General features: G+C 60.2%; 19 protein-coding genes and 1 pseudogene. 12 read left to right on the forward strand and 8 right to left on the reverse strand.

What is annotated here, in order from left to right; genetic code table 11:
* The 5 genes and pseudogenes from nuoN (at position 1) to trmB (ending at position 5,522) form a co-directional block, all read left to right on the forward strand.
* Complete coding sequence (gene nuoN, locus H4P12_RS01500; protein WP_187791817.1) at positions 1-1,518, forward strand: NADH-quinone oxidoreductase subunit NuoN; 1,518 nt, start codon at positions 1-3, stop codon at positions 1,516-1,518.
* Positions 1,511-2,284 (forward strand): biotin--[acetyl-CoA-carboxylase] ligase, encoded by a 774-nt coding sequence (locus H4P12_RS01505; protein WP_343069746.1) that lies wholly within the window; start codon positions 1,511-1,513, stop codon positions 2,282-2,284. The genes nuoN and H4P12_RS01505 overlap by 8 nt, the downstream gene beginning before the upstream one ends.
* Positions 2,285-2,288: 4 nt before the next feature.
* Positions 2,289-3,068 carry a type III pantothenate kinase gene (locus H4P12_RS01510; protein WP_187791819.1) on the forward strand — a complete coding sequence of 260 codons (780 nt, stop codon included), beginning with the start codon at positions 2,289-2,291 and terminating at the stop codon, positions 3,066-3,068.
* Positions 3,061-4,736: pseudogene (locus H4P12_RS01515) on the forward strand (ribonuclease J). Before H4P12_RS01510 ends, H4P12_RS01515 begins: the two are co-directional and overlap by 8 nt.
* 69 nt (positions 4,737-4,805) lie before the next feature.
* On the forward strand, positions 4,806-5,522 hold the full coding sequence (trmB, locus tag H4P12_RS01520) for a tRNA (guanine(46)-N(7))-methyltransferase TrmB (RefSeq protein ID WP_187791820.1): 717 nt from the start codon (positions 4,806-4,808) through the stop codon (positions 5,520-5,522).
* Here trmB and H4P12_RS01525 read toward each other — a convergent pair.
* The 4 genes from H4P12_RS01525 to H4P12_RS01540 form a co-directional block, all read right to left on the reverse strand.
* Positions 5,513-6,925, reverse strand: a complete 1,413-nt coding sequence (locus tag H4P12_RS01525; RefSeq protein ID WP_187791821.1) for an amidase — start codon at positions 6,923-6,925, stop codon at positions 5,513-5,515. The genes trmB and H4P12_RS01525 overlap by 10 nt on opposite strands.
* A 10-nt stretch (positions 6,926-6,935) precedes the next feature.
* Positions 6,936-7,958, reverse strand: coding sequence for a hypothetical protein (locus H4P12_RS01530; RefSeq protein WP_187791822.1), 1,023 nt, complete (start codon positions 7,956-7,958; stop codon positions 6,936-6,938).
* A gap of 124 nt (positions 7,959-8,082) precedes the next feature.
* Entirely contained in the window at positions 8,083-8,988 is a 906-nt protein-coding gene (gene rpoH / locus H4P12_RS01535; RefSeq protein WP_187791823.1) for an RNA polymerase sigma factor RpoH, read from the reverse strand.
* Between the two features lie 203 nt (positions 8,989-9,191).
* Positions 9,192-10,217, reverse strand: a complete 1,026-nt coding sequence (locus tag H4P12_RS01540; protein WP_187791824.1) for an RluA family pseudouridine synthase — start codon at positions 10,215-10,217, stop codon at positions 9,192-9,194.
* On the opposite strand from H4P12_RS01540, the gene H4P12_RS01545 reads away from it, so the two are divergent.
* Positions 10,216-10,521, forward strand: coding sequence for a DUF6476 family protein (locus H4P12_RS01545; protein ID WP_187791825.1), 306 nt, complete (start codon positions 10,216-10,218; stop codon positions 10,519-10,521). The genes H4P12_RS01540 and H4P12_RS01545 overlap by 2 nt on opposite strands.
* On the opposite strand, the gene H4P12_RS01550 is transcribed toward H4P12_RS01545, so the two are convergent.
* Positions 10,512-10,760, reverse strand: a complete 249-nt coding sequence (locus tag H4P12_RS01550; protein ID WP_187791826.1) for an accessory factor UbiK family protein — start codon at positions 10,758-10,760, stop codon at positions 10,512-10,514. The genes H4P12_RS01545 and H4P12_RS01550 overlap by 10 nt on opposite strands.
* A 118-nt stretch (positions 10,761-10,878) precedes the next feature.
* Between H4P12_RS01550 and lgt the strand changes: the two genes are divergently transcribed.
* From lgt to pgeF, 3 genes are read left to right on the forward strand one after another with little or no spacing between them, the layout of a single operon-like run.
* Entirely contained in the window at positions 10,879-11,772 is an 894-nt protein-coding gene (lgt, locus tag H4P12_RS01555; protein WP_187791827.1) for a prolipoprotein diacylglyceryl transferase, read from the forward strand.
* Positions 11,769-12,827 (forward strand): class I SAM-dependent methyltransferase, encoded by a 1,059-nt coding sequence (locus H4P12_RS01560; protein WP_187791828.1) that lies wholly within the window; start codon positions 11,769-11,771, stop codon positions 12,825-12,827. Before lgt ends, H4P12_RS01560 begins: the two co-directional genes overlap by 4 nt.
* Positions 12,811-13,575: a peptidoglycan editing factor PgeF gene (pgeF, locus tag H4P12_RS01565; RefSeq protein WP_187791829.1), complete on the forward strand. Its 765-nt coding sequence runs from the start codon at positions 12,811-12,813 to the stop codon at positions 13,573-13,575. Before H4P12_RS01560 ends, pgeF begins: the two co-directional genes overlap by 17 nt.
* A gap of 53 nt (positions 13,576-13,628) precedes the next feature.
* Here pgeF and H4P12_RS01570 read toward each other — a convergent pair whose 3' ends face one another.
* Positions 13,629-14,711, reverse strand: a complete 1,083-nt coding sequence (locus H4P12_RS01570) for an acyltransferase family protein (RefSeq protein ID WP_281390354.1) — start codon at positions 14,709-14,711, stop codon at positions 13,629-13,631.
* 54 nt (positions 14,712-14,765) lie between these two features.
* A complete protein-coding gene (locus tag H4P12_RS01575; RefSeq protein WP_187791831.1) occupies positions 14,766-15,266 on the reverse strand; it encodes an Lrp/AsnC family transcriptional regulator in 501 nt (166 codons plus the stop codon).
* A gap of 145 nt (positions 15,267-15,411) precedes the next feature.
* Here H4P12_RS01575 and trxB point away from each other — a divergent pair, with 145 nt between their 5' ends.
* Positions 15,412-16,404: a thioredoxin-disulfide reductase gene (trxB, locus tag H4P12_RS01580; RefSeq protein ID WP_187791832.1), complete on the forward strand. Its 993-nt coding sequence runs from the start codon at positions 15,412-15,414 to the stop codon at positions 16,402-16,404.
* Positions 16,405-16,435: 31 nt separating this feature from the next.
* Entirely contained in the window at positions 16,436-16,909 is a 474-nt protein-coding gene (locus tag H4P12_RS01585; RefSeq protein WP_187791833.1) for a hypothetical protein, read from the forward strand.
* Positions 16,910-16,912: 3 nt separating this feature from the next.
* Here the strand turns inward: H4P12_RS01585 and H4P12_RS01590 are convergent, their stop codons facing one another.
* The gene (locus H4P12_RS01590; protein ID WP_187791834.1) at positions 16,913-17,797 is read right to left on the reverse strand and encodes a LysR substrate-binding domain-containing protein; all 885 of its coding nucleotides are present in this window, start codon (positions 17,795-17,797) and stop codon (positions 16,913-16,915) included.
* A gap of 70 nt (positions 17,798-17,867) precedes the next feature.
* Here H4P12_RS01590 and H4P12_RS01595 point away from each other — a divergent pair, with 70 nt between their 5' ends.
* Positions 17,868-18,104 (forward strand): hypothetical protein, encoded by a 237-nt coding sequence (locus H4P12_RS01595; protein WP_187791835.1) that lies wholly within the window; start codon positions 17,868-17,870, stop codon positions 18,102-18,104.
* Positions 18,105-18,162 lie beyond the last annotated feature (58 nt).

Consider the following 18,162-nt stretch of genomic DNA (forward strand, 5'->3'; position numbering starts at 1 on the left):
ATGACCGCGCTTGATTTCTCGACAATCCTGCCCGAGCTCTTGCTGGCAATCTATGCGCTTGCTGCATTGATGGCCGGGGCCTATCTGGGCAAGAACAAGATCGCAAAACCCATTCTGTGGGCAACTGTTGCCGCCCTGCTGATCGCAGCCTTCTACATCGGTTATGGTGACCGGGTCGAGGCTGTTGGCTTCTACGGCATGTTCATCGACGACGCGTTCTCGCGCTTTGCCAAGGTGACGATCCTGCTGTCGGCCGCCGCCGTTCTGGCGATGAGCGCGGATTACATGGAACGCTACCGGCTGTTGCAGTTCGAATTTCCGATCCTGATCGCGCTGGCATCTATCGGCATGATGGTGATGGTGTCAGCCGGTGATCTGCTGTCGCTGTATATGGGGTTAGAGCTGCAATCGCTGTCGCTTTACGTCGTCGCCGCCATGCGCCGCGACAGCGTGAAATCGTCCGAGGCTGGCCTGAAATACTTTGTTCTGGGCGCGCTCAGTTCGGGTCTGCTGCTGTATGGCGCATCACTGGTCTATGGCTTTTCGGGCACGACCAGCTTTGCGGGGATCACTGCGGCGGTCACGACCGACCACCTGTCCGTTGGTCTGCTGTTCGGTCTGGTCTTCCTGATGGTCGGTCTGGCCTTCAAGGTGTCGGCCGTTCCGTTCCACATGTGGACGCCAGACGTTTACGAGGGTGCGCCCACGCCGGTCACCGCCTTCTTCGCGACCGCGCCCAAGGTTGCCGCCATGGGCCTGCTTGCGCGCCTGCTGTTTGATGCCTTCGGTAATGTGCCGGGCGATTGGAGCCAGATCGTCGCGGCGCTGGCCGTGATGTCGATGTTCCTTGGCGCGATTGCCGGTATCGGCCAGCGCAATGTCAAACGCCTGATGGCCTATTCCTCGATCTCTCACATGGGTTTTGCGCTGGTTGGTTTGGCCGCTGGCAATGCCGATGGTGTGCAGGCGATGCTGATGTATATGGCGATCTATGCAGTGATGGGGATCGGCACCTTTGCCTTTATCCTGTCGCTGGAACGTGACGGCCAGCCGGTGACCGATCTGGAAAGCCTGAACCGCTTTGCCAGCGCCGAGCCGCTGAGGGCCTTCGCCGTGCTGTTCCTGATGTTCAGCCTGGCCGGTGTTCCGCCGTTCCTGGGCTTCTTTGCCAAGCTGGGCGTGTTATCGGCTGCGGTCGAAGCCGGGATGACATGGCTTGCCCTGCTGGGCGTCATCGCCTCGGTCATCGGTGCTTTCTACTATCTGCGCATCGTTTACTACATGTTCTTCGGCGCCGAAGGTGAAGGCGTCGAAAGCCGGATGAGCATGGTCCAGTTCGTCGCGCTGATCGGCACCGCCGCCATTTTGCTGCTGGGCACGATCAGCGTGTTCGGTGTGGATGATGCCGCAGTGGTTGCCGCAGAAACGCTTGTGGGTGAACAGGTTGCCGCATCGGCGGACGCAAGCATGGTCGTCCCCGGAGAGCTTCCTGCTGACGAGATGCCAGCCAGTGAGTGAGACCGGTCCGACCGGCTGGCCCGAGGGTGTGGCGCGCCACATCCTCGAACGCGTTGACAGTACCAATGCCGAGGCCATGCGCCTTGCCCCGCATCTGTCGGGTCCGGCATGGGTCTTGGCGCATCGTCAAGAGGCTGGTCGGGGCAGGCGTGGACGGGCATGGACCGATCCCCCCGGTAATTTTGCAGCATCGCTGGTCATGCGTCCCGAAGGTGGGGCGGGCGATGCGGCGCGGCTGTCCTTTGTTGCCGCGCTGGCGCTGCACCAAGCGCTGATCCGCCTGTGCGGTCCGCACCTGAATATCGCGCTGAAATGGCCCAACGATGTGCTTCTGAATGGCGGCAAGTTGTCGGGCATCCTGCTGGAAAGTGCGGGTGCAGGTGGGCAGGTCGCGACGCTGGTGATTGGTATTGGCGTCAATCTGTCGCAGGCCCCCGATGTCGGGCAGGTCGAGGCGGGCGCGACGCGCCCGGTCAGCTTGAAAGGGGAAACGGGCCTGACCATTACCCCGGAAGAGTTTCTGGATGCGCTGGCAATTGCGTTCGACGACTGGCACCGCCAGATGCGCACATATGGTTTTGCGCCGATCCGGCAGGCATGGCTGGCGCGTGCGGCGAAGCTGGGTGAAACCATCACGGCACGCACCGGCACAGTTGAAACCACAGGCGTTTTTGAAGGCATCGACGAAACCGGGGCGCTGATCCTGATGACGCCGCGTGGCAAACAGGCGATCCCGGCTGCCGATATTTATTTCAGCGGAGGTTAATCTCGTGCTGCTTTGCATAGATACGGGCAATACCAACACGGTCTTCTCGATCTGGGACGGTAAGAAATTTCTGGCCCATTGGCGCATTTCGACCGACCACCGGCGCACGGCGGATGAATATTTCGTCTGGCTGTCGACGCTGATTGCGGTTCGCAAATTCGATCTGGACATCGACGCCTGCATTATCAGCGCCACCGCACCGCGTGTCGTGTTCAACCTTCGCGTTCTCTGCAGCCGCTATTTCGATACACGGCCGCTGGTCGTTGGCAAGCCCGAATGTCTGTTGCCTGTTGCCCCACGTGTCGATCAGGGGGCGACCGTCGGGCCGGACAGGCTGGTGAACACCGTTGCCGCCTTTGACAGGCACGGGCCGGACCTGATTGTGGTCGATTTCGGCACCGCCACGACATTTGATGTGGTCGATACGGATGGCGCCTATATAGGGGGGGTAATCTCGCCCGGTGTGAACCTGTCGCTGGAGGCATTGCACATGGGGGCGGCCAGCCTGCCGCATGTGGATGTGACCATGCCCGCGAAGGTGATCGGAACCAATACCGTTGCCTGTATCCAATCGGGCATTTTCTGGGGCTATATCGGCCTTGTCGAAGGGATTGTTCAGAAAATTCGTGTTGAACGTGATCGCCCCATGAAGGTAATCGCAACAGGCGGACTTGCCCCATTGTTCGATCAGGGGTTTGATCTGTTCGACTCGATCGAAGAAGATCTGACAATGCACGGCCTTCGATTGATTTATGACTACAACAAGGAGATGGGCAATGGCTGATCGCTTGATCTATCTGCCGCTGGGCGGCGCGGGCGAAATCGGCATGAACGCCTATGTCTATGGCTACGGGGCACCGGGCAAGGAGCGTCTGATCCTTGTCGATCTGGGCGTGACTTTCGGGGATATGGAAACCTCGCCGGGAATCGACCTGATCATGCCGGAACTGACCTGGCTGGAACAGAACCGTGACAGGCTGGAAGGGATCTTCATCACCCACGGCCATGAAGATCACCTTGGCGCGGTTGGCCACCTGTGGTCGCGTCTTGACGTTCCGATCTATGCGCGCCTGTTCACCGGCACGCTATGCCGGTTGAAGATGGAAGATCAGGGCCTGCCCGCTGAAACCGTCATGATCGTCGGTCCACGCCCCGAGGTGACGCAGCTTGGCCCGTTCAACGTGCAATTCGTGCCGATCAGCCATTCGATCCCGGAAAGTGCTGCGTTGATCATCGACACGCCTGCGGGGCGCATCGTCCACACCGGAGACTTCAAACTGGACGGCACGCCGGTTGTCGGCGACCCCTTCAACCCGGTCGTCTGGCGCGAGATTGCGAATGAAGGCCGTGGCATCAAGGTGCTGACCTGTGATTCCACGAATATCTTTTCTCCCCATCCTGGCCGGTCAGAAGCGACCTTGGCCAACCCGATCCTCGATTGGGTGATGGCCCAAAAGAACATGGTCGTTGCGACCACCTTTGCCAGCAACATCGCCCGTCTGAAAACGCTGGCCGAGGCCGCGACAGCCTCGGGCCGCAAGGTCTGCCTGCTGGGGCGCGCAATGCGGCGCATGGTGTCGGTCGGGCTGGAAACCGGAATCCTGACTGATTTCCCGGAAACCATCGGCCCGGATGAGGCAACCGAATTGCCCCGCAACAAGGTCATGCTGATCGTCACCGGATCGCAGGGCGAACGTCGGGCCGCCAGTGCGCAGCTGTCGCGTGGCCGCTATCTGGGCTTGTCGCTGAAAGAAGGCGACAGCTTTCTGTTCAGCTCCCGGACGATTCCGGGGAACGAACGCGCGGTCAATCGCATCATGAATTCGCTCAGCGAGTTGGGCGTGAATGTCTATGACGCCGATGATGGCACATTCCACGTTTCCGGCCATGCCAACCGTCCCGATATTCAGGCGATGCATGAATTGCTGCAACCCGACATGGTTGTTCCGATGCATGGTGAACATATGCATCTGCGCGAACAGATGCTGCTGGCACAGGAAAAAGGCTTCGCGTCGATCATTGCCACGGATGGTACGATGGTGGACCTGACCGGCGATGCTCCTCAGATCGTCGATCAGATCGAAAGCGGCCGCATCTATCTGGATGGAAGCGTGCTGATCGGTGCGATGGACGGGATCGTTCGCGACCGCATCCGAATGGCGCTGAACGGGCACGCCATGGTCAGCGTGATCGTGGACGAAGATGACAAGTCCTGCCCGATGCCTGGGTCGAATTGATGGGCCTGTCAGAACGCACCCGCGGTGGTGACGATCTGGCCCGCCATATCGAGGGTGAATTGGCAGAGTTTCTGGACGGTGCCGAAAATCGCATCGTGCAGGACGACGCCAAGATGGACGAGGCGATCCGCAAGATTACCCGTCAGGTCACGATGGAAGAGATCGGCAAGAAGCCCGAAGTCTCGGTCATCATCAGCCGCCTGATGGCAGACTGACACGATGGGGCGCGCCATGCGCCCCTTTGCACTTGACCGCGCAGGGCATGCGGTGCAAATCCCGCCGCCATGAGCGATACATCCAAATCCCCCTTCGATCCGAACCCGTCCCGACGGAATTTCTATGGCCGTCGTCATGGCAAGACTCTGCGCCAAAGCCAAAAGGGCTACCTGTCCGAGGATCTGGGCGATTTGCGTCCGCGCAATATCACCATCGACGAAAATCCGAACCGGGTGACGATTGCCCCATCAGCGATCTTCGGCGATGACCGCCCGATCTGGCTGGAAGTCGGTTTCGGCGGGGGGGAACACATGGTCCATATGGCGGCCACTTATCCTGACATCGGCATCATCGGCTGCGAGCCGTTCATCAACGGCGTGGCGATGCTGTTGGGCAAGATCAGGGCCGCTGCTGTGGAAAATGTCAGCGTTCATCCCGGCGATGCCCGCGATCTGATGGACGTGCTGCCCGATGCCAGCATCGAGCGCGCCTTTCTGATGTATCCCGACCCCTGGTCCAAGGCCCGCCATCACCGCCGCCGCTTTGTGACGCCCGAACATCTTCTGCCCTTGGCCCGCGTCATGCGTCCGGGAGGAATTTTCCGCGTGGCCAGCGACATCCCTGATTATATCCGCCAAACGCGCGAAGAAGTCCCGCTGGCCGGGTTCGAGATGATCGCGGACACAGATCAGGCATGGGACGACTGGATCAGCACGCGTTATGAACAAAAGGCCCTGCGTGAGGGGCGTGTGCCCCATTACGTCACCTTTCGCCGTCAAAGCTGAGGCGGTCTGCGGTTCGGCCAATCGGTCAGCTGATGCCACGCATGGCCCAGCCGCAGGATTGCCCTATCCGCGCCGACCGGTCCGGAAAGCTGCATCCCCATCGGCAAACCCTGATCGCCAAACCCGACGGGAACAGACAGGCAGGGCAGACCGGCCAGACTGACGGGAATCACGATCTCCATCCAACGGTGATAGGTGTCGGCATCTTTGCCCCCCACCTTGTCGGGCCAGCGCCATTCGACCGGGAAGGGCCAGAATTGCGCCGTCGGCAGCGCGATCACGTCGACATCCCGAAACAGTTTCGCCAGCCGACGATACCAGTCGCTGCGGATCGTGCTGGCCTGATAGACCTGATCCGCGCTTAGGTTCAGGCCCTGCTCGATCTCCCACACGGCTTCTGGCTTCAACTTGGCGCGTTTGGCCGGATCGCCATAGATCGCCCGTTTGCTGCCTGCGTTCAGAAATGCCCGCAACGTCATCCATGACTGCCACAGCTTTCCAGCCGGGAAGGGGGCGGGCAGGCGGACGATTTCACAGCCCAGCGTTGTGAACTGCTGCAAGGCGTCTTCGCAAATCGACAGAATGCCTTCCTCGCAGGCATAGGCGCCATCCCAGTCGGCCAGCCAGCCGATACGGGTTCCCTTGACCGGGCCGGTCAGGGCAGCGGGATAATCCTGCGCCTCGCGTCCAAAGGGCAATGCCGGATCAGGGCCGGCCATGGTGGCCAGCAGATATGCGATATCTTCCGGGCTGCGACCCATCGGGCCAAGCGTTGACATCGTGGCCATGAAATTGTCGCCGACTGGATCGCCGGGCACCAGGCCCCAACTGGGCCGGTAGCCATAGACATTGCAGAACGCCGCCGGATTGCGCAGGCTGCCCATCATGTCCGAGCCGTCCGCAATCGGCACCATCCGCGCCGCCAGCGCCGCGGCCGCACCCCCCGAAGACCCCCCGGCTGTCCGGTCGGGATCATAGGGGTTTCGCGTTGCCCCAAAGACTTCGTTGAAACTGTGCGAGCCCAAGCCCCATTCCGGCGTATTCGTCTTGCCAATGAAAATCGCCCCGGCATCCCGCATCCGCGCGACGACGATATCATCCTTGGCCGGGACATGATCGGCGAACAGGGGCGATCCCCATGTCGTGCGCAGACCCGCGACCGCCGCCAGATCCTTGACCGCCACCGGCAGTCCATGAAGCCAGCCTTTGCGTGGCGCGGTGTCGGCGGCGCGGGCTTCGGCCAGAAGTTGATCACGCGGGCGCAGGCTGACGATCGCATTCAGTTGCGGGTTGACCGCGTCGATCCGATCCAGAAAAGCGGTCATCACCTGCTCTGCCGTAATCCTTTTTTCAGCAATGGCCGCTGACAACGCAACAGCGCCCTGATTGATCACGCCATTCATTCCACCCTCTTTATCCAGCACAAATCTGTTGCAGGGCCCGCCATTGGTCGCTGGTCAGTAAGGGTTTGGTCGGCCCGTTCGGGAACGGGTCGCCCTCGACCAAGGGAATGACGGTCCTCCCGGTCGGGTCCAACGATCTTGCATAAGGCTCGGACGGGATGCCAAGCTCGCCCAGAACGGTCAGGAACTGCCTATCTTCCGGGCGCGGCGGGGCGGTCAGCAACATCTGTTTGCCATAGCCGACCATGGCGCCATCGGGCAGCGTGCCAAGGGTCATCAGGCGCATGACGGGCCAAAAACCCGCATATTCCAACGCAGCCAGCCGCAGATCATCGTCATTGGTGGCAAGTTTGGCAGCAACCAGATGCGCAGCCGCCGCCTCTGGCCCCGCTGCGGTCAGCAAAAGATCGTTCCCAATGACATAAAGATCGCCGGGCAGGCGTCGTGCGCCGCTGATAGGGCCGGGAACAACGCGGATTTCGGCGTCGGCACCGATCAGGCGCGGCGTAAGCCAGTTCAGCACCGCTTGGCCGGATTCGCGCTGGCAGATGCGGCCTGTCGTCCCCTCCAGATCGGCCAGAATATCCTTGCCAACCATTCGGGCCTGCGCGGGCGGTGCGATATGGGCGGCATGGCGGACAATCGCGTCCGGCAGCCAGAAGATCAGAACGGCCAGCACCGCAAGGACGGCAAAGACCGTCAGCCCGCCGCGCAGGCCTCGTGGATGTGCGCGGCGCGTTTCGATGGCGTGGTGCACACGCTCGATCGCTTTGATCATCAGCGGGTCATCGACTTCCAGCGTTTCATCGCTGGCATCGTCGGCAGGGGCATAGATTGCGGGCAGCTTGCCGGGGTTCAGGCGCGTTACCGCAGGCAGCGACCAATGCGACATCGGGCGTTCGGTTTTCGGGTCGGACAGTGTCAAGGTTGCATCGCCGACCGAGATGATCACCTCGCGCATCGGCGCGTCGGGCGTTGCGCGCCACAAGCCCTGAGCTTCAAGTCTTTGAAATTCCGTCAGCGCGGTGGTCATGGTGTCTGGTCTGCCTGCCTTTCAGACGACCATAGCGTTACGGGGCAACAGGTCAATCGCGCCCGATCAAATCTGACCGGGCGCGACAAAGATTACGGGCGCGACAAAGATTAATTGCGAAGAATCAGGCGGTTTCGGGAACCCGCATCCCCTTGTCACGGGCAAGCGAGCGCATCCGTTCCTGCAGCTTTTCAAAGGCGCGAACCTCGATCTGGCGAATCCGCTCACGCGAGACGTCATAACGCTCGGACAGGTCTTCAAGCGTCATCGGATCGTCGCGCAGGCGGCGTTCCATCAGAATGTCCTTTTCACGGTCATTCAGCACGTCCATGGCCTGCAACAGCATTTGGCGGCGTGTGTCCAACTCTTCGGTTTCGGCATAAGCCTCGGCCTGATTGGCGTCTTCGTCCTCCAGCCAGTCCTGCCATTGCGCAGCCGATTCGCCATCACCCGATCCAACGGTTGCGTTCAGCGACGCGTCACCGCCCGACATGCGGCGGTTCATGTCGATCACTTCCTGTTCGGTCACGTTCAGGTCATTGGCAATCTGGGCGACATTTTCGGGGCGAAGATCGCCTTCTTCCAACGCGCCGATGCGATTCTTGGCTTTGCGCAGGTTGAAGAACAGCTTCTTCTGGGCGCTGGTCGTGCCCATTTTCACCAGCGACCACGACCGCAGGATATATTCCTGAATCGAGGCGCGGATCCACCACATCGCATAGGTCGCCAGCCGGAAGCCTTTTTCCGGGTCGAAGCGTTTCACGGCCTGCATCAGGCCAACATTCGCTTCCGAAATCACTTCGGCCTGCGGCAGGCCATAGCCGCGATAGCCCATGGCGATCTTGGCGGCCAGGCGCAGGTGGCTGGTCACGAGTTTATGGGCGGCCTCGCTGTCTTCGTGGTCAACCCACGCTTTGGCCAGCATGTATTCTTCTTCGGGCTGCAGCAGCGGGAACTTACGGATTTCCTGCAAATAGCGGTTCATCCCCTGTTCGGGACTAGGAGCCGGAAGATTGCCATAATTTGCCATAATATCGGCCTTTCGCAGAGTTCAGGAAACGCCCGCAATGCGCTCGCGGTTCCGTGAGACGCAGCAGCATTCCCCGAGAATGGGACGGCAAAGCGTTAAGCTATTTTGTCGGGAATTTCGGGAAGGGTAAGGTGGGGATCGTTCACGATGTTGTCAAGGTCAGGGCAGGATACGCTATCTCGGCAGGGGATGGGCGGCCGAAATCAGGCCAGCCGATTCCGCAGCGCCGTCAGCAATTCTTCCATGTCCGGGGGCAACACGCTTTCAAACGTCAACATGTCCCCGCTGACAGGGTGCTGGAACCCCAGATATGCGGCGTGCAGCGCCTGACGGGGAAATGCCATCGCGGCTTCGGCCGCCGGGCCAAGCGCCTTGGCGGATGCACGGCGAGAACCGCCATATACCGGATCGCCGATCAGGCCCAGACCGGCATGGGCCATGTGAACGCGGATCTGATGGGTGCGGCCGGTTTCAAGGCGACATTCCACCAGCATCGCCGACGGGGGCGTGCCAAAACTTTCCAGCATGCGCGCCCGCGTCACGGCATGACGGCCCTTGTCGAAATAGACGGCCTGTTTCTGGCGATCCGTCGCATGGCGGGTCAGCCGCGATGTGATCTTCAGAACGCCGCCGTCCTCGAAATTGACGCCGGGTGTGCCGCGCAGGCGCGGATCGGCTGCGTCGATCACGCCATGGGCCAGCGCCAGATAACGGCGTTGGGCGGTATGCGCCTCGAACTGGGCGGCAAGGCCATGATGCGCGCGGTCGGTTTTCGCGACGACCAGCAGGCCGGACGTGTCCTTGTCGATGCGATGCACGATGCCGGGGCGTTTTTCGCCGCCAATGCCGGAAAGCGAGTCGCCACAATGCGCCAGCAGCGCATTGACCAGCGTGCCATTCGGACTGCCGGGGGCGGGGTGGACGACCATTCCTGCCGGTTTGTCGATCACAATCAGGTCAGCATCTTCGTAAACGACGGTCAGCGGAATCGCTTCGGGGCGGGTCTCAACCGCTTCGGGGGCGGACAGGGCGATGTGGTATTCCTGCCCCTCGGCCACCTTGGCCTTGCCATCGCGCACAACGCCGCCGGGACCGGTGATCGCGCCTTCGACAATCAGCTTGGACAGACGAGAGCGCGACAATGCCGCTTCCTCTGGCACTGCAAGGGCAAGCGCCTTATCAAGCCGGTCAGGCGGATTGGCCGGGATAGTGACAATAAGGTTCGACATGGCTCAGGATGATAGCGACTGGAAACGGGTTGCGAAAGATGTGCCCGAACTGCGTTTGCTGAAAACGCTGGTGACCGGGCTGGCTTTGGTCATGGGGCTGGGCATGATCGCCATCGTCGGCCTGTTGTGGCTGCGTCTGGGCCAGCCTGTGCTGCCTGAACTGCCATCCAATATCGCGCTGCCGGATGGCGCGCAGGCCGACGCGGTGACCTTCGCCCGCGATTGGATCGTCGTGGTGACCGACGCGGGCGAAGTTCTGCTTTACGATCACGCAGGCGCGCTGCGCGACCGCGTTCAGCCCTGACGACCCGCTTCCAGCGCGTCCAGACGGGCCTTCAGCTCGGCGTTTTCGGTGCGGGCCTTGATCGCCATTTCGCGCACGGCCTCGAACTCTTCGCGGGTGACGAAATCGCGGTCGGCCAGCCAGCGGTCGACCCAGCCATTCACGGCGGTCTCTGCCTCGGATTTGGCGCCTTGGGCGACGCCCATGGCGTTGGTCATCATCTTCGAGATGTCGTCAAAGAATTTGTTCTGCGTGGTCATCTGCCATGGCCCTCTCACTTCGCTTCGCGCCCTATATGGGCCGGTTCGGGGTTGGGTTCAATGTTGACACCGCGTTCTGTGTGACTAGCGTGCGCGGCGAGTTGCTGTCCGAGGTCGCATGATCCCCTTTCCGAATATCAGCCCCGAGATCTTCACCCTTGAACTGGGCGGTCTCAGCCTGTCGTTGCGCTGGTATGCGCTGGCCTATCTGGCCGGGCTGATCATCGGCTGGCGGGTTCTGGTGCGCATGATGAAAGCGCCCTCGATCTGGGGGGATCGGGCACCAATGAAGCCCGAAAGCGTCGATGACCTGCTCACCTGGGTGATCCTTGGGGTGATCGTTGGCGGGCGACTGGGCTTTGTCTTTTTCTATGAACCCGCCTTCTACCTTTCCAACCCGGCCGAGATCATCAAGGTCTGGAATGGCGGGATGAGCTTTCACGGCGGTTTCGCGGGCGTAATCGTCGCGACATGGCTGTTTTGCCGTGCGCGTGGCATTCCGCCGCTGCGGCTGGCCGATGCCATGGCCGTCGTCGCGCCCATCGGTCTGTTTTTTGGCCGCATCGCGAATTTCATCAATGCGGAATTGTGGGGCCGCCCGACCGATGCACCTTGGGGCGTGGTTTTTCCGGGCGAAGCCGCGCAAAACTGTCCGGGGATCGAAGGCGCCTGTGCCCGCCACCCAAGTCAGCTTTACGAGGCAGGGCTGGAGGGGCTGCTCTTGGGGCTGATCCTGCTTCTGGTCGTGCGTTCCGGTGGTCTGCGTCGTCCGGGACTGGCATTCGGGATATTCCTTGCGGGTTATGGTCTGGCGCGGATGTTCGTTGAATTGTTCCGCGTGGCGGATGCGCAATTCATCACCCCCGACAACCCGCTGGGCCACGTTCTTGGCGGTCCGGTCGTCGGGTTGACGATGGGGCAGCTTTTGTCGCTGCCGATGGTGCTGTTGGGATTGTTCTTCATCGCCCGCGCCATGCGCCGCCCGGTGGTTCAACCGCTTGCACCCGTATGACGCCGCTTGCGGATATCATCGCCGGGCGTATTCGGGCGACGGGTCCGATTTCGCTGGCTGATTATATGGAAATCTGCCTGCTGCATCCGCGATACGGCTATTACAGCACGCGCGATCCCTTTGGCAGGACGGGCGATTTCACCACCGCGCCGGAAATTTCGCAGATATTCGGGGAAATTTGTGGTCTTGCGCTGGCGCAGGCCTGGGAGGATCAGGGCAGGCCTGCGCCGTTCACGCTGGCTGAAATCGGGCCTGGCCGGGGCACGCTTATGGCCGACATCCTGCGTGTGATCGCGAAGATGCCCGGCATGCGCGATGCCGCGCAGGTGACCCTGATCGAGGCATCGCCGCATCTGCGACAGGTTCAGTGCGACAGGCTGGGCAAGGTCACGCATCTGGATCACGCTGACCTATTGCCGCAACAGCCGCTGTTTCTGATTGCGAACGAATTTTTCGACGCCCTGCCGATCCGACAATATCAGCGGGTCGAAAACGGATGGGCGGAACGCCTGGTCGGCCTTGGTCCTGATGGTTTGCAATTCGGGCTTGGGCTGCCGATGGATCTGCCCCGCGATGGCAGGCCGGGGGATGTGATCGAGGAATGTCCCTTGGCGCCTGCGATTGTCGCGGCCGTTGCCGGACGTATCGCCCAGCACGGCGGTGCCGCGATCTTTGTCGATTACGGTGGCTGGAACGGCTATGGCGACACGTTCCAGGCGCTGCGGCACCATCGGCCGGAACACCCTTTGGCCAATCCGGGACAGGCCGATCTGACAGCACATGTCGATTTTGCGCCCTTGGCTGGCGCGGCGATCCGTGCCGGTGCGGTTGCCTCACGGCCACGCCATCAGGGCGAATGGCTGCTGTCGCTTGGTGCGGCGCAGCGTGCCCGCAGATTGACCGATGCGGGCGATCAGGGCGCGCAGGCCGCACTTCATCGCTTGACCGATGCGGAGAAAATGGGTCACTTGTTCAAAGCGATGGCCATCTGGCCCAAAGGGGCGCCGTCCGTGCCCGGTTTCGATCCGCTGAGGCATCATGCAGACGACGCTTGAAATACTGACACATCCCCTGCTGACAGACGTGAAGCACGGCTTTTTCACGCGCAAGGGCGGGGCATCGTCCGGGCTGTTTTCGGGCCTGAATTGCGGGCGGCGTTCCACCGATCAAAGCGATATGGTGGCGGTCAACCGCGCCCGTGTGGCACGCGCAATGGGCGTTCCTGTCGATAACCTTGCAACCGTCAAGCAGGTGCACTCGCCCGATGTTGTGACGTTGAACGACGATGACGACATCGCCGTTGTCCGCGACACTCCGGCCGACGGTCTGGTGACGAAACGCAGGGATGTGGCAATTGCAGTGCTGACGGCGGATTGTCAGCCTGTTCTGTTTGCCGATCTGGCAGCAGGCGTGATCGGTGCCTGCCACGCGGGCTGGCGCGGCGCGATCGGCGGTGTGATCGAAGCGACGGTGCAGGCCATGCGCGACCAGGGCGCGACAGACATCAAGGCCGTGATCGGTCCGACGATCAGCCAACGCGCCTACGAGGTCGGCGAAGATTTCATGGAAGATTTCATCGCCGAAGACCCCGAATATTCCCGGTTTTTCAGCGGTGGCCCTAATGGCCGCCCGATGTTTGACCTGCCATCCTTTGGCCTGTCACGCCTGCGGGATGCGGGCGTGGATGCCCAATGGTCAGGCCACTGCACCTATTCCGACCCCGAGCGGTTCTTCAGTTATCGCCGGTCAACCCATGAGGGGCAGGTGGATTACGGACGGCTGATTTCAGCGATTGCGCTATAGTGCTGTTCTCCTGAAGCATTGCCTTCAGAAGGCGATCAGTAGTTCCGTGATGATCACGGCTGATTTGTCGGCTTGGCTTTCTGATTTGCTTTTCCATTGAACAAAAACGCCATAAATCCATATCTCTCGATCAGGAACAGATGGATTGCTGTGGAAATCGCTACTGCCAAAATCGTCGCGAAAACAACATGATATGGTGTAACCTGACCTGTGTGAATGTCCAGCAGGTAAAATAGCAGAAAAATAAAGAATGTGTGCAGAAGATACGTCGTGTAAATAGAGCGGGAAAAAATATCGCTGACGTAATTTCTACCGTTAAGGAATTTTCTGGCAGCCAGCATTATGAATACGACCAAAGAAAATGAAATGAGACTGCGGCCAAATTTCTTCGCATGTCCCCATCCGGGTCCGTCATAGAAAAATACGAGAGCCAGACCCAAAAGCATCAGCAACACAAGAGGCGCGTCGATGCGGTGCAGCGCATTCCTAAGATTTTGGGACATGAAGGCAAGCGAGCCAATAAGAAAATATGGCATATATCTTGCGAACGGTTGCGCCAGACGGTGGGCCTGAAGGTGGTCGATCACAAACGATGCGCAGACCATATAAACGGCCAGAAGAAGTGCAAGCCAGAACATGATCGCTGACGGCCTGACTCTGTCCATCACACTTGCCATTCGCGTAAGCACCGGCGTCAGGAGCGGAAGCAGGATGATGTAGATTAACAAGAGAACCAGGAACCACAGATGTAATTCGTACCCATCCCATTTTCCGGAAATGGATGATCTGATGGCTTCTGTAAAGGTATAACTGCCGTATCTCACATTCTCGCGAAACCCATGTCGAAAATAATGTATGAAAGGGTTCACCAGAATGGAAATCGTGATGAGAGGAAGTAAAACTGCCGGTATTCTGATATTGAAATAGTCTTTGCTTCCGCGACTCCGCAATGTCGAAGCTGCGAGATAGCCGGAAATGAGAAAAAACACCTCAAGAGAGAAATACAGAAAGAACTTCCCTGTTTTCATCAGGATATCGGGATTGCCGAGTCCGGATGCGTGATAAAATACGATAAACAACATGCAAAGCACCCGCAGGTTGTCCAAATAATTTATTCGGTTATTCGTAGAGGTCATGCAATAAACTAACAAAATTCGGAATCATCAGGGTCGAAGCGATCAGAAAAATATTCACCCCGCCTCGCGCACCCGTTCTTCCACGATCTCGAACGGCACCGCCGGTTCATCCTTGGCCGCGCGGATCACCAGGGATGTCTTGACGCTGGCGACATTGGGCGCCGCAGTCAGATTGTTGGTCAGAAAGCGCTGGAATGTGGACAGATCCGGGGCGACGCATTTCAGGATGAAGTCGATTTCGCCGTTCAGCATGTGGCATTCGCGGACCAGCGGCCATTCCTGCACCTTGGCCTCGAAGGCGGACAGGTCGCGTTCGGATTGCGAGGCAAGGCGGACCATTGCGAAAACCTGCACCTCGAAGCCCAGTTCGCGGGCGTCGATATCGGCGTGATAGCCACGGATAAAGCCCAATTCCTCAAGCGTGCGGACGCGACGCAGACAGGGCGGGGCGGAAATGCCCACGCGGCGGGCAAGCTCGACATTGGTCATCCGCCCGTCGGCCTGAAGTTCGGCCAGAATTTTACGGTCAATGTCGTCCAGTTTCGCGCCGGCCATGCTGCTCTTTCTTCTTGCGGGAGTTTTCGTTGCCGGAAACTACAATGCAAGCCGTCCGCGCGCAACATTCTTTCTGAATGCACGATACGTTGCAGTTGCCGATCAAGGGCACTACCTAATGCACAAAGACAGATTGGGGCGCAAGATGACTGACCGCACGCATGTGAAACTTCTGATCGTGGGCTCTGGCCCGGCTGGCTACACCGCTGCCATTTACGGCGCCCGCGCGATGTTGGAGCCGATGTTGATTCAGGGCACGCAGCCCGGCGGTCAACTGACCATCACGACCGAGGTTGAAAACTGGCCGGGTGACACCGAAATTCAGGGCCCCGATCTGATGGTCAAGATGGAAGAACATGCCCGCGAGATGGGCGCGGAAATCGTCTTTGACACGGTGACCAATCTGGACCTGCAACAGCGGCCTTTCGTTGCAACCTGCGACAGTGGGCGCGTTGTCACCGCCGATGCGGTGATTCTGGCGACGGGTGCGCAGGCACGCTGGCTGGGCCTGCCGTCCGAGGAAAAGTTCAAGGGTTTCGGCGTCAGCGCCTGTGCGACCTGCGACGGCTTTTTCTATCGCAACCGCGAAGTGCTGGTGATCGGCGGCGGCAATACGGCCGTTGAAGAGGCGCTGTTCCTGACCAAATTCGCGTCCAAGGTGACGCTGGTTCACCGCCGCGACAGCCTGCGTGCCGAAAAGATCCTGCAACAGCGTCTGTTCAAGAACCCCAAGGTCGAGGTGATCTGGGATCACGAACTGGCCGAGGTGTTCGGCGCCGATACGCCGCTGGGCGTCACCGGCGCAGTGCTGAAATCGACCAAGGATGGCAGCACGATGGAGGTTCGGGCGGATGGCGTTTTCGTCGCAATCGGTCATGCGCCCGCCAGCGCATTGGTCAAAGACCAGCTGGAACTGCATAATGGTGGCTATGTAAAGGTGCAGCCGGGCACGACCCAGACCTCGATCCCCGGTGTTTTCGCGGCAGGTGATCTGACCGATCATGTTTACCGTCAGGCCGTGACCAGTGCGGGTATGGGCTGCATGGCGGCACTGGATGCCGAACGGTATCTGGCCGAACATCACGAGGCTGGCGCGCCTGAACCCGATGTCGCCCAGATCGAAGAGGTCAACGGCTAGGTTGGCGCGGACAGTTCATGTCGGCGATAAAATGCAGCAGGGCTACTCCTATGCCCTGACTGCGCCGATGGGCGAAGATTTCGCCGAGGGGTTCTTGCCTGATCTGACGCCGCGGCAGATGTTGGCGCTTGGCGTGTTCGGGGGATGCTATCTGACCGATTGCCGCGCTGAATTTCCCGCCGATTGGTTCGGAGACGCCAAGCTGTCGCCCGGAAAACGCAATCCAAAGCTGAACTATTTCGGGACTGATGCCAGTCAGCCGTTATCCGAATGGCGGCGCAAGGGGTGGCTGCATCAGGATGATCCGCGCGGCTGGTTTCAGTGGTATTGCCGCTATTACATGGGCCGCAGGCATTCGGATGATGACCGCCAGATCGGTCGCTGGCGCGCGATGCGCCGCCATGTGGGGCAGCTTCGCGGGGCGTGTGACATGGGTGATCTGTTCTGTCGTCCGCGCCAGCGTCAGGCCTTGTTGCATTGGGCCTATGACAGCAGGCGGCTTTGACGCCTAGGCGGCTTGCTTCATCTCTTTGGTCAGCCAATCGCGAAAACGCGCGACTGCGGGTTTGCGGCGTCCTTCGGATGCGGTGACGAACCAATAGGCATCACCCGTCAGCGCCCGTCCGGGCAATGGGGCGGTAAGGCTGCCTTTGGTCAGACGGTCGATGGCCAGCGTTTCCCACGCCATGAAGACGCCTTGTCCCGATGTTGCCGCGTCAAGGCACAACCCGCCATCGGCATATTCGGGACCGTCGGGAAGCTGGCCCACGTCAATGCCATGCGGCACCAACCATTCACGCCATCCATGCAGCCGGTCGTTTTCGCGAATGATCGGCAGCGACAGCAGGTCGGATGGGACTGTGATCCGCGCTGCCAAAGCGGGTGCACAAACCGGCATGACCCGTTGATCCAGCAGTTTTTCCGCCCGGACGCCGGACCAGTCGCCCTTGCCGACGCGCAAACCTATGTCGATCCCGTCCAGCCCCGGCGTCACCATGCGAGAGACAGGCTCGATCCGCACCCGGATATCGGGATGGGCCGCAGTGAAGCGGGGCAGACGCCAGATCAGCCAACGGCTGGCGAACAAAGGTGCGGCTGAGACATTCAGAACATCGTCCTGCGCTGGACTGGCCAAGGCGATGGCGGCTGCCAGCTCGGCCATGCCGCGCGACAATCTGGCAACAATCAAGGCGCCGGTTTCCGTTGGTCGCAATCCCTGAGCTGTGCGGTGAAAGACCGGCAGACCCAACTGCGCCTCGGTCCGTGAGATGCGTTGACTTAGCGCACCGGGGGTGACGCCAAGCTCTGCCGCGGCGGGCACAAGGCCGCCCAGACGGGCGACGGCTTCAATCGCGCGCAGGCCGACAAGCGATATGCGGTTCAGGTCACGCATTTAGAAAATCTAAACTGTGAATCCGATTTTCTCAATCCTGTATATGAAAATCGGCAGGTATATTTAAATCATGAAAAGCATCATCAGCCATCTGGGAAACCGCATCATGCGGTTTCTGGCCCCGCCCTTGCCGGTTCACGACCTGCTGGACCATCCCGATATTCGACATATGACGCCGCACCAACTGGACGATCTGCCGATGCCACGGTTTCCGGTGGATTGCCCGGGCGGTTCATCCATCTCCTATGCATTGACGGAATTGCCGCATTGCGGCGGTTTCCAGCGGAAAACAGAAGCCCATGGTTGATTGTCAATGCGCACAGGTCTATTCGCGGGCCGAAGTTACGTCGAACCTCAAGCGGTTG

The sequence above is a fragment of the Paracoccus amoyensis genome, from assembly GCF_014490725.1.
Classification (GTDB): Bacteria; Pseudomonadota; Alphaproteobacteria; order Rhodobacterales; family Rhodobacteraceae; genus Paracoccus; species Paracoccus amoyensis.

Coding starts and splice junctions, on each gene's coding strand:
- H4P12_RS01550 (WP_187791826.1), bottom strand. CDS start 10,760: ATGACCACGCAGAACAAATTCTTTGACGACATCTCGAAGATGATGACC.
- H4P12_RS01585 (WP_187791833.1), top strand. CDS start 16,436: ATGCAGCAGGGCTACTCCTATGCCCTGACTGCGCCGATGGGCGAAGAT.
- trmB (WP_187791820.1), top strand. CDS start 4,806: ATGAGCGATACATCCAAATCCCCCTTCGATCCGAACCCGTCCCGACGG.
- nuoN (WP_187791817.1), top strand. CDS start 1: ATGACCGCGCTTGATTTCTCGACAATCCTGCCCGAGCTCTTGCTGGCA.
- H4P12_RS01530 (WP_187791822.1), bottom strand. CDS start 7,958: ATGACCACCGCGCTGACGGAATTTCAAAGACTTGAAGCTCAGGGCTTG.
- rpoH (WP_187791823.1), bottom strand. CDS start 8,988: ATGGCAAATTATGGCAATCTTCCGGCTCCTAGTCCCGAACAGGGGATG.
- trxB (WP_187791832.1), top strand. CDS start 15,412: ATGACTGACCGCACGCATGTGAAACTTCTGATCGTGGGCTCTGGCCCG.
- H4P12_RS01590 (WP_187791834.1), bottom strand. CDS start 17,797: ATGCGTGACCTGAACCGCATATCGCTTGTCGGCCTGCGCGCGATTGAA.
- H4P12_RS01545 (WP_187791825.1), top strand. CDS start 10,216: ATGGCTCAGGATGATAGCGACTGGAAACGGGTTGCGAAAGATGTGCCC.
- H4P12_RS01540 (WP_187791824.1), bottom strand. CDS start 10,217: ATGTCGAACCTTATTGTCACTATCCCGGCCAATCCGCCTGACCGGCTT.
- lgt (WP_187791827.1), top strand. CDS start 10,879: ATGATCCCCTTTCCGAATATCAGCCCCGAGATCTTCACCCTTGAACTG.
- H4P12_RS01595 (WP_187791835.1), top strand. CDS start 17,868: ATGAAAAGCATCATCAGCCATCTGGGAAACCGCATCATGCGGTTTCTG.
- H4P12_RS01575 (WP_187791831.1), bottom strand. CDS start 15,266: ATGGCCGGCGCGAAACTGGACGACATTGACCGTAAAATTCTGGCCGAA.
- H4P12_RS01525 (WP_187791821.1), bottom strand. CDS start 6,925: ATGAATGGCGTGATCAATCAGGGCGCTGTTGCGTTGTCAGCGGCCATT.
- H4P12_RS01570 (WP_281390354.1), bottom strand. CDS start 14,711: ATGACCTCTACGAATAACCGAATAAATTATTTGGACAACCTGCGGGTG.
- pgeF (WP_187791829.1), top strand. CDS start 12,811: ATGCAGACGACGCTTGAAATACTGACACATCCCCTGCTGACAGACGTG.
- H4P12_RS01560 (WP_187791828.1), top strand. CDS start 11,769: ATGACGCCGCTTGCGGATATCATCGCCGGGCGTATTCGGGCGACGGGT.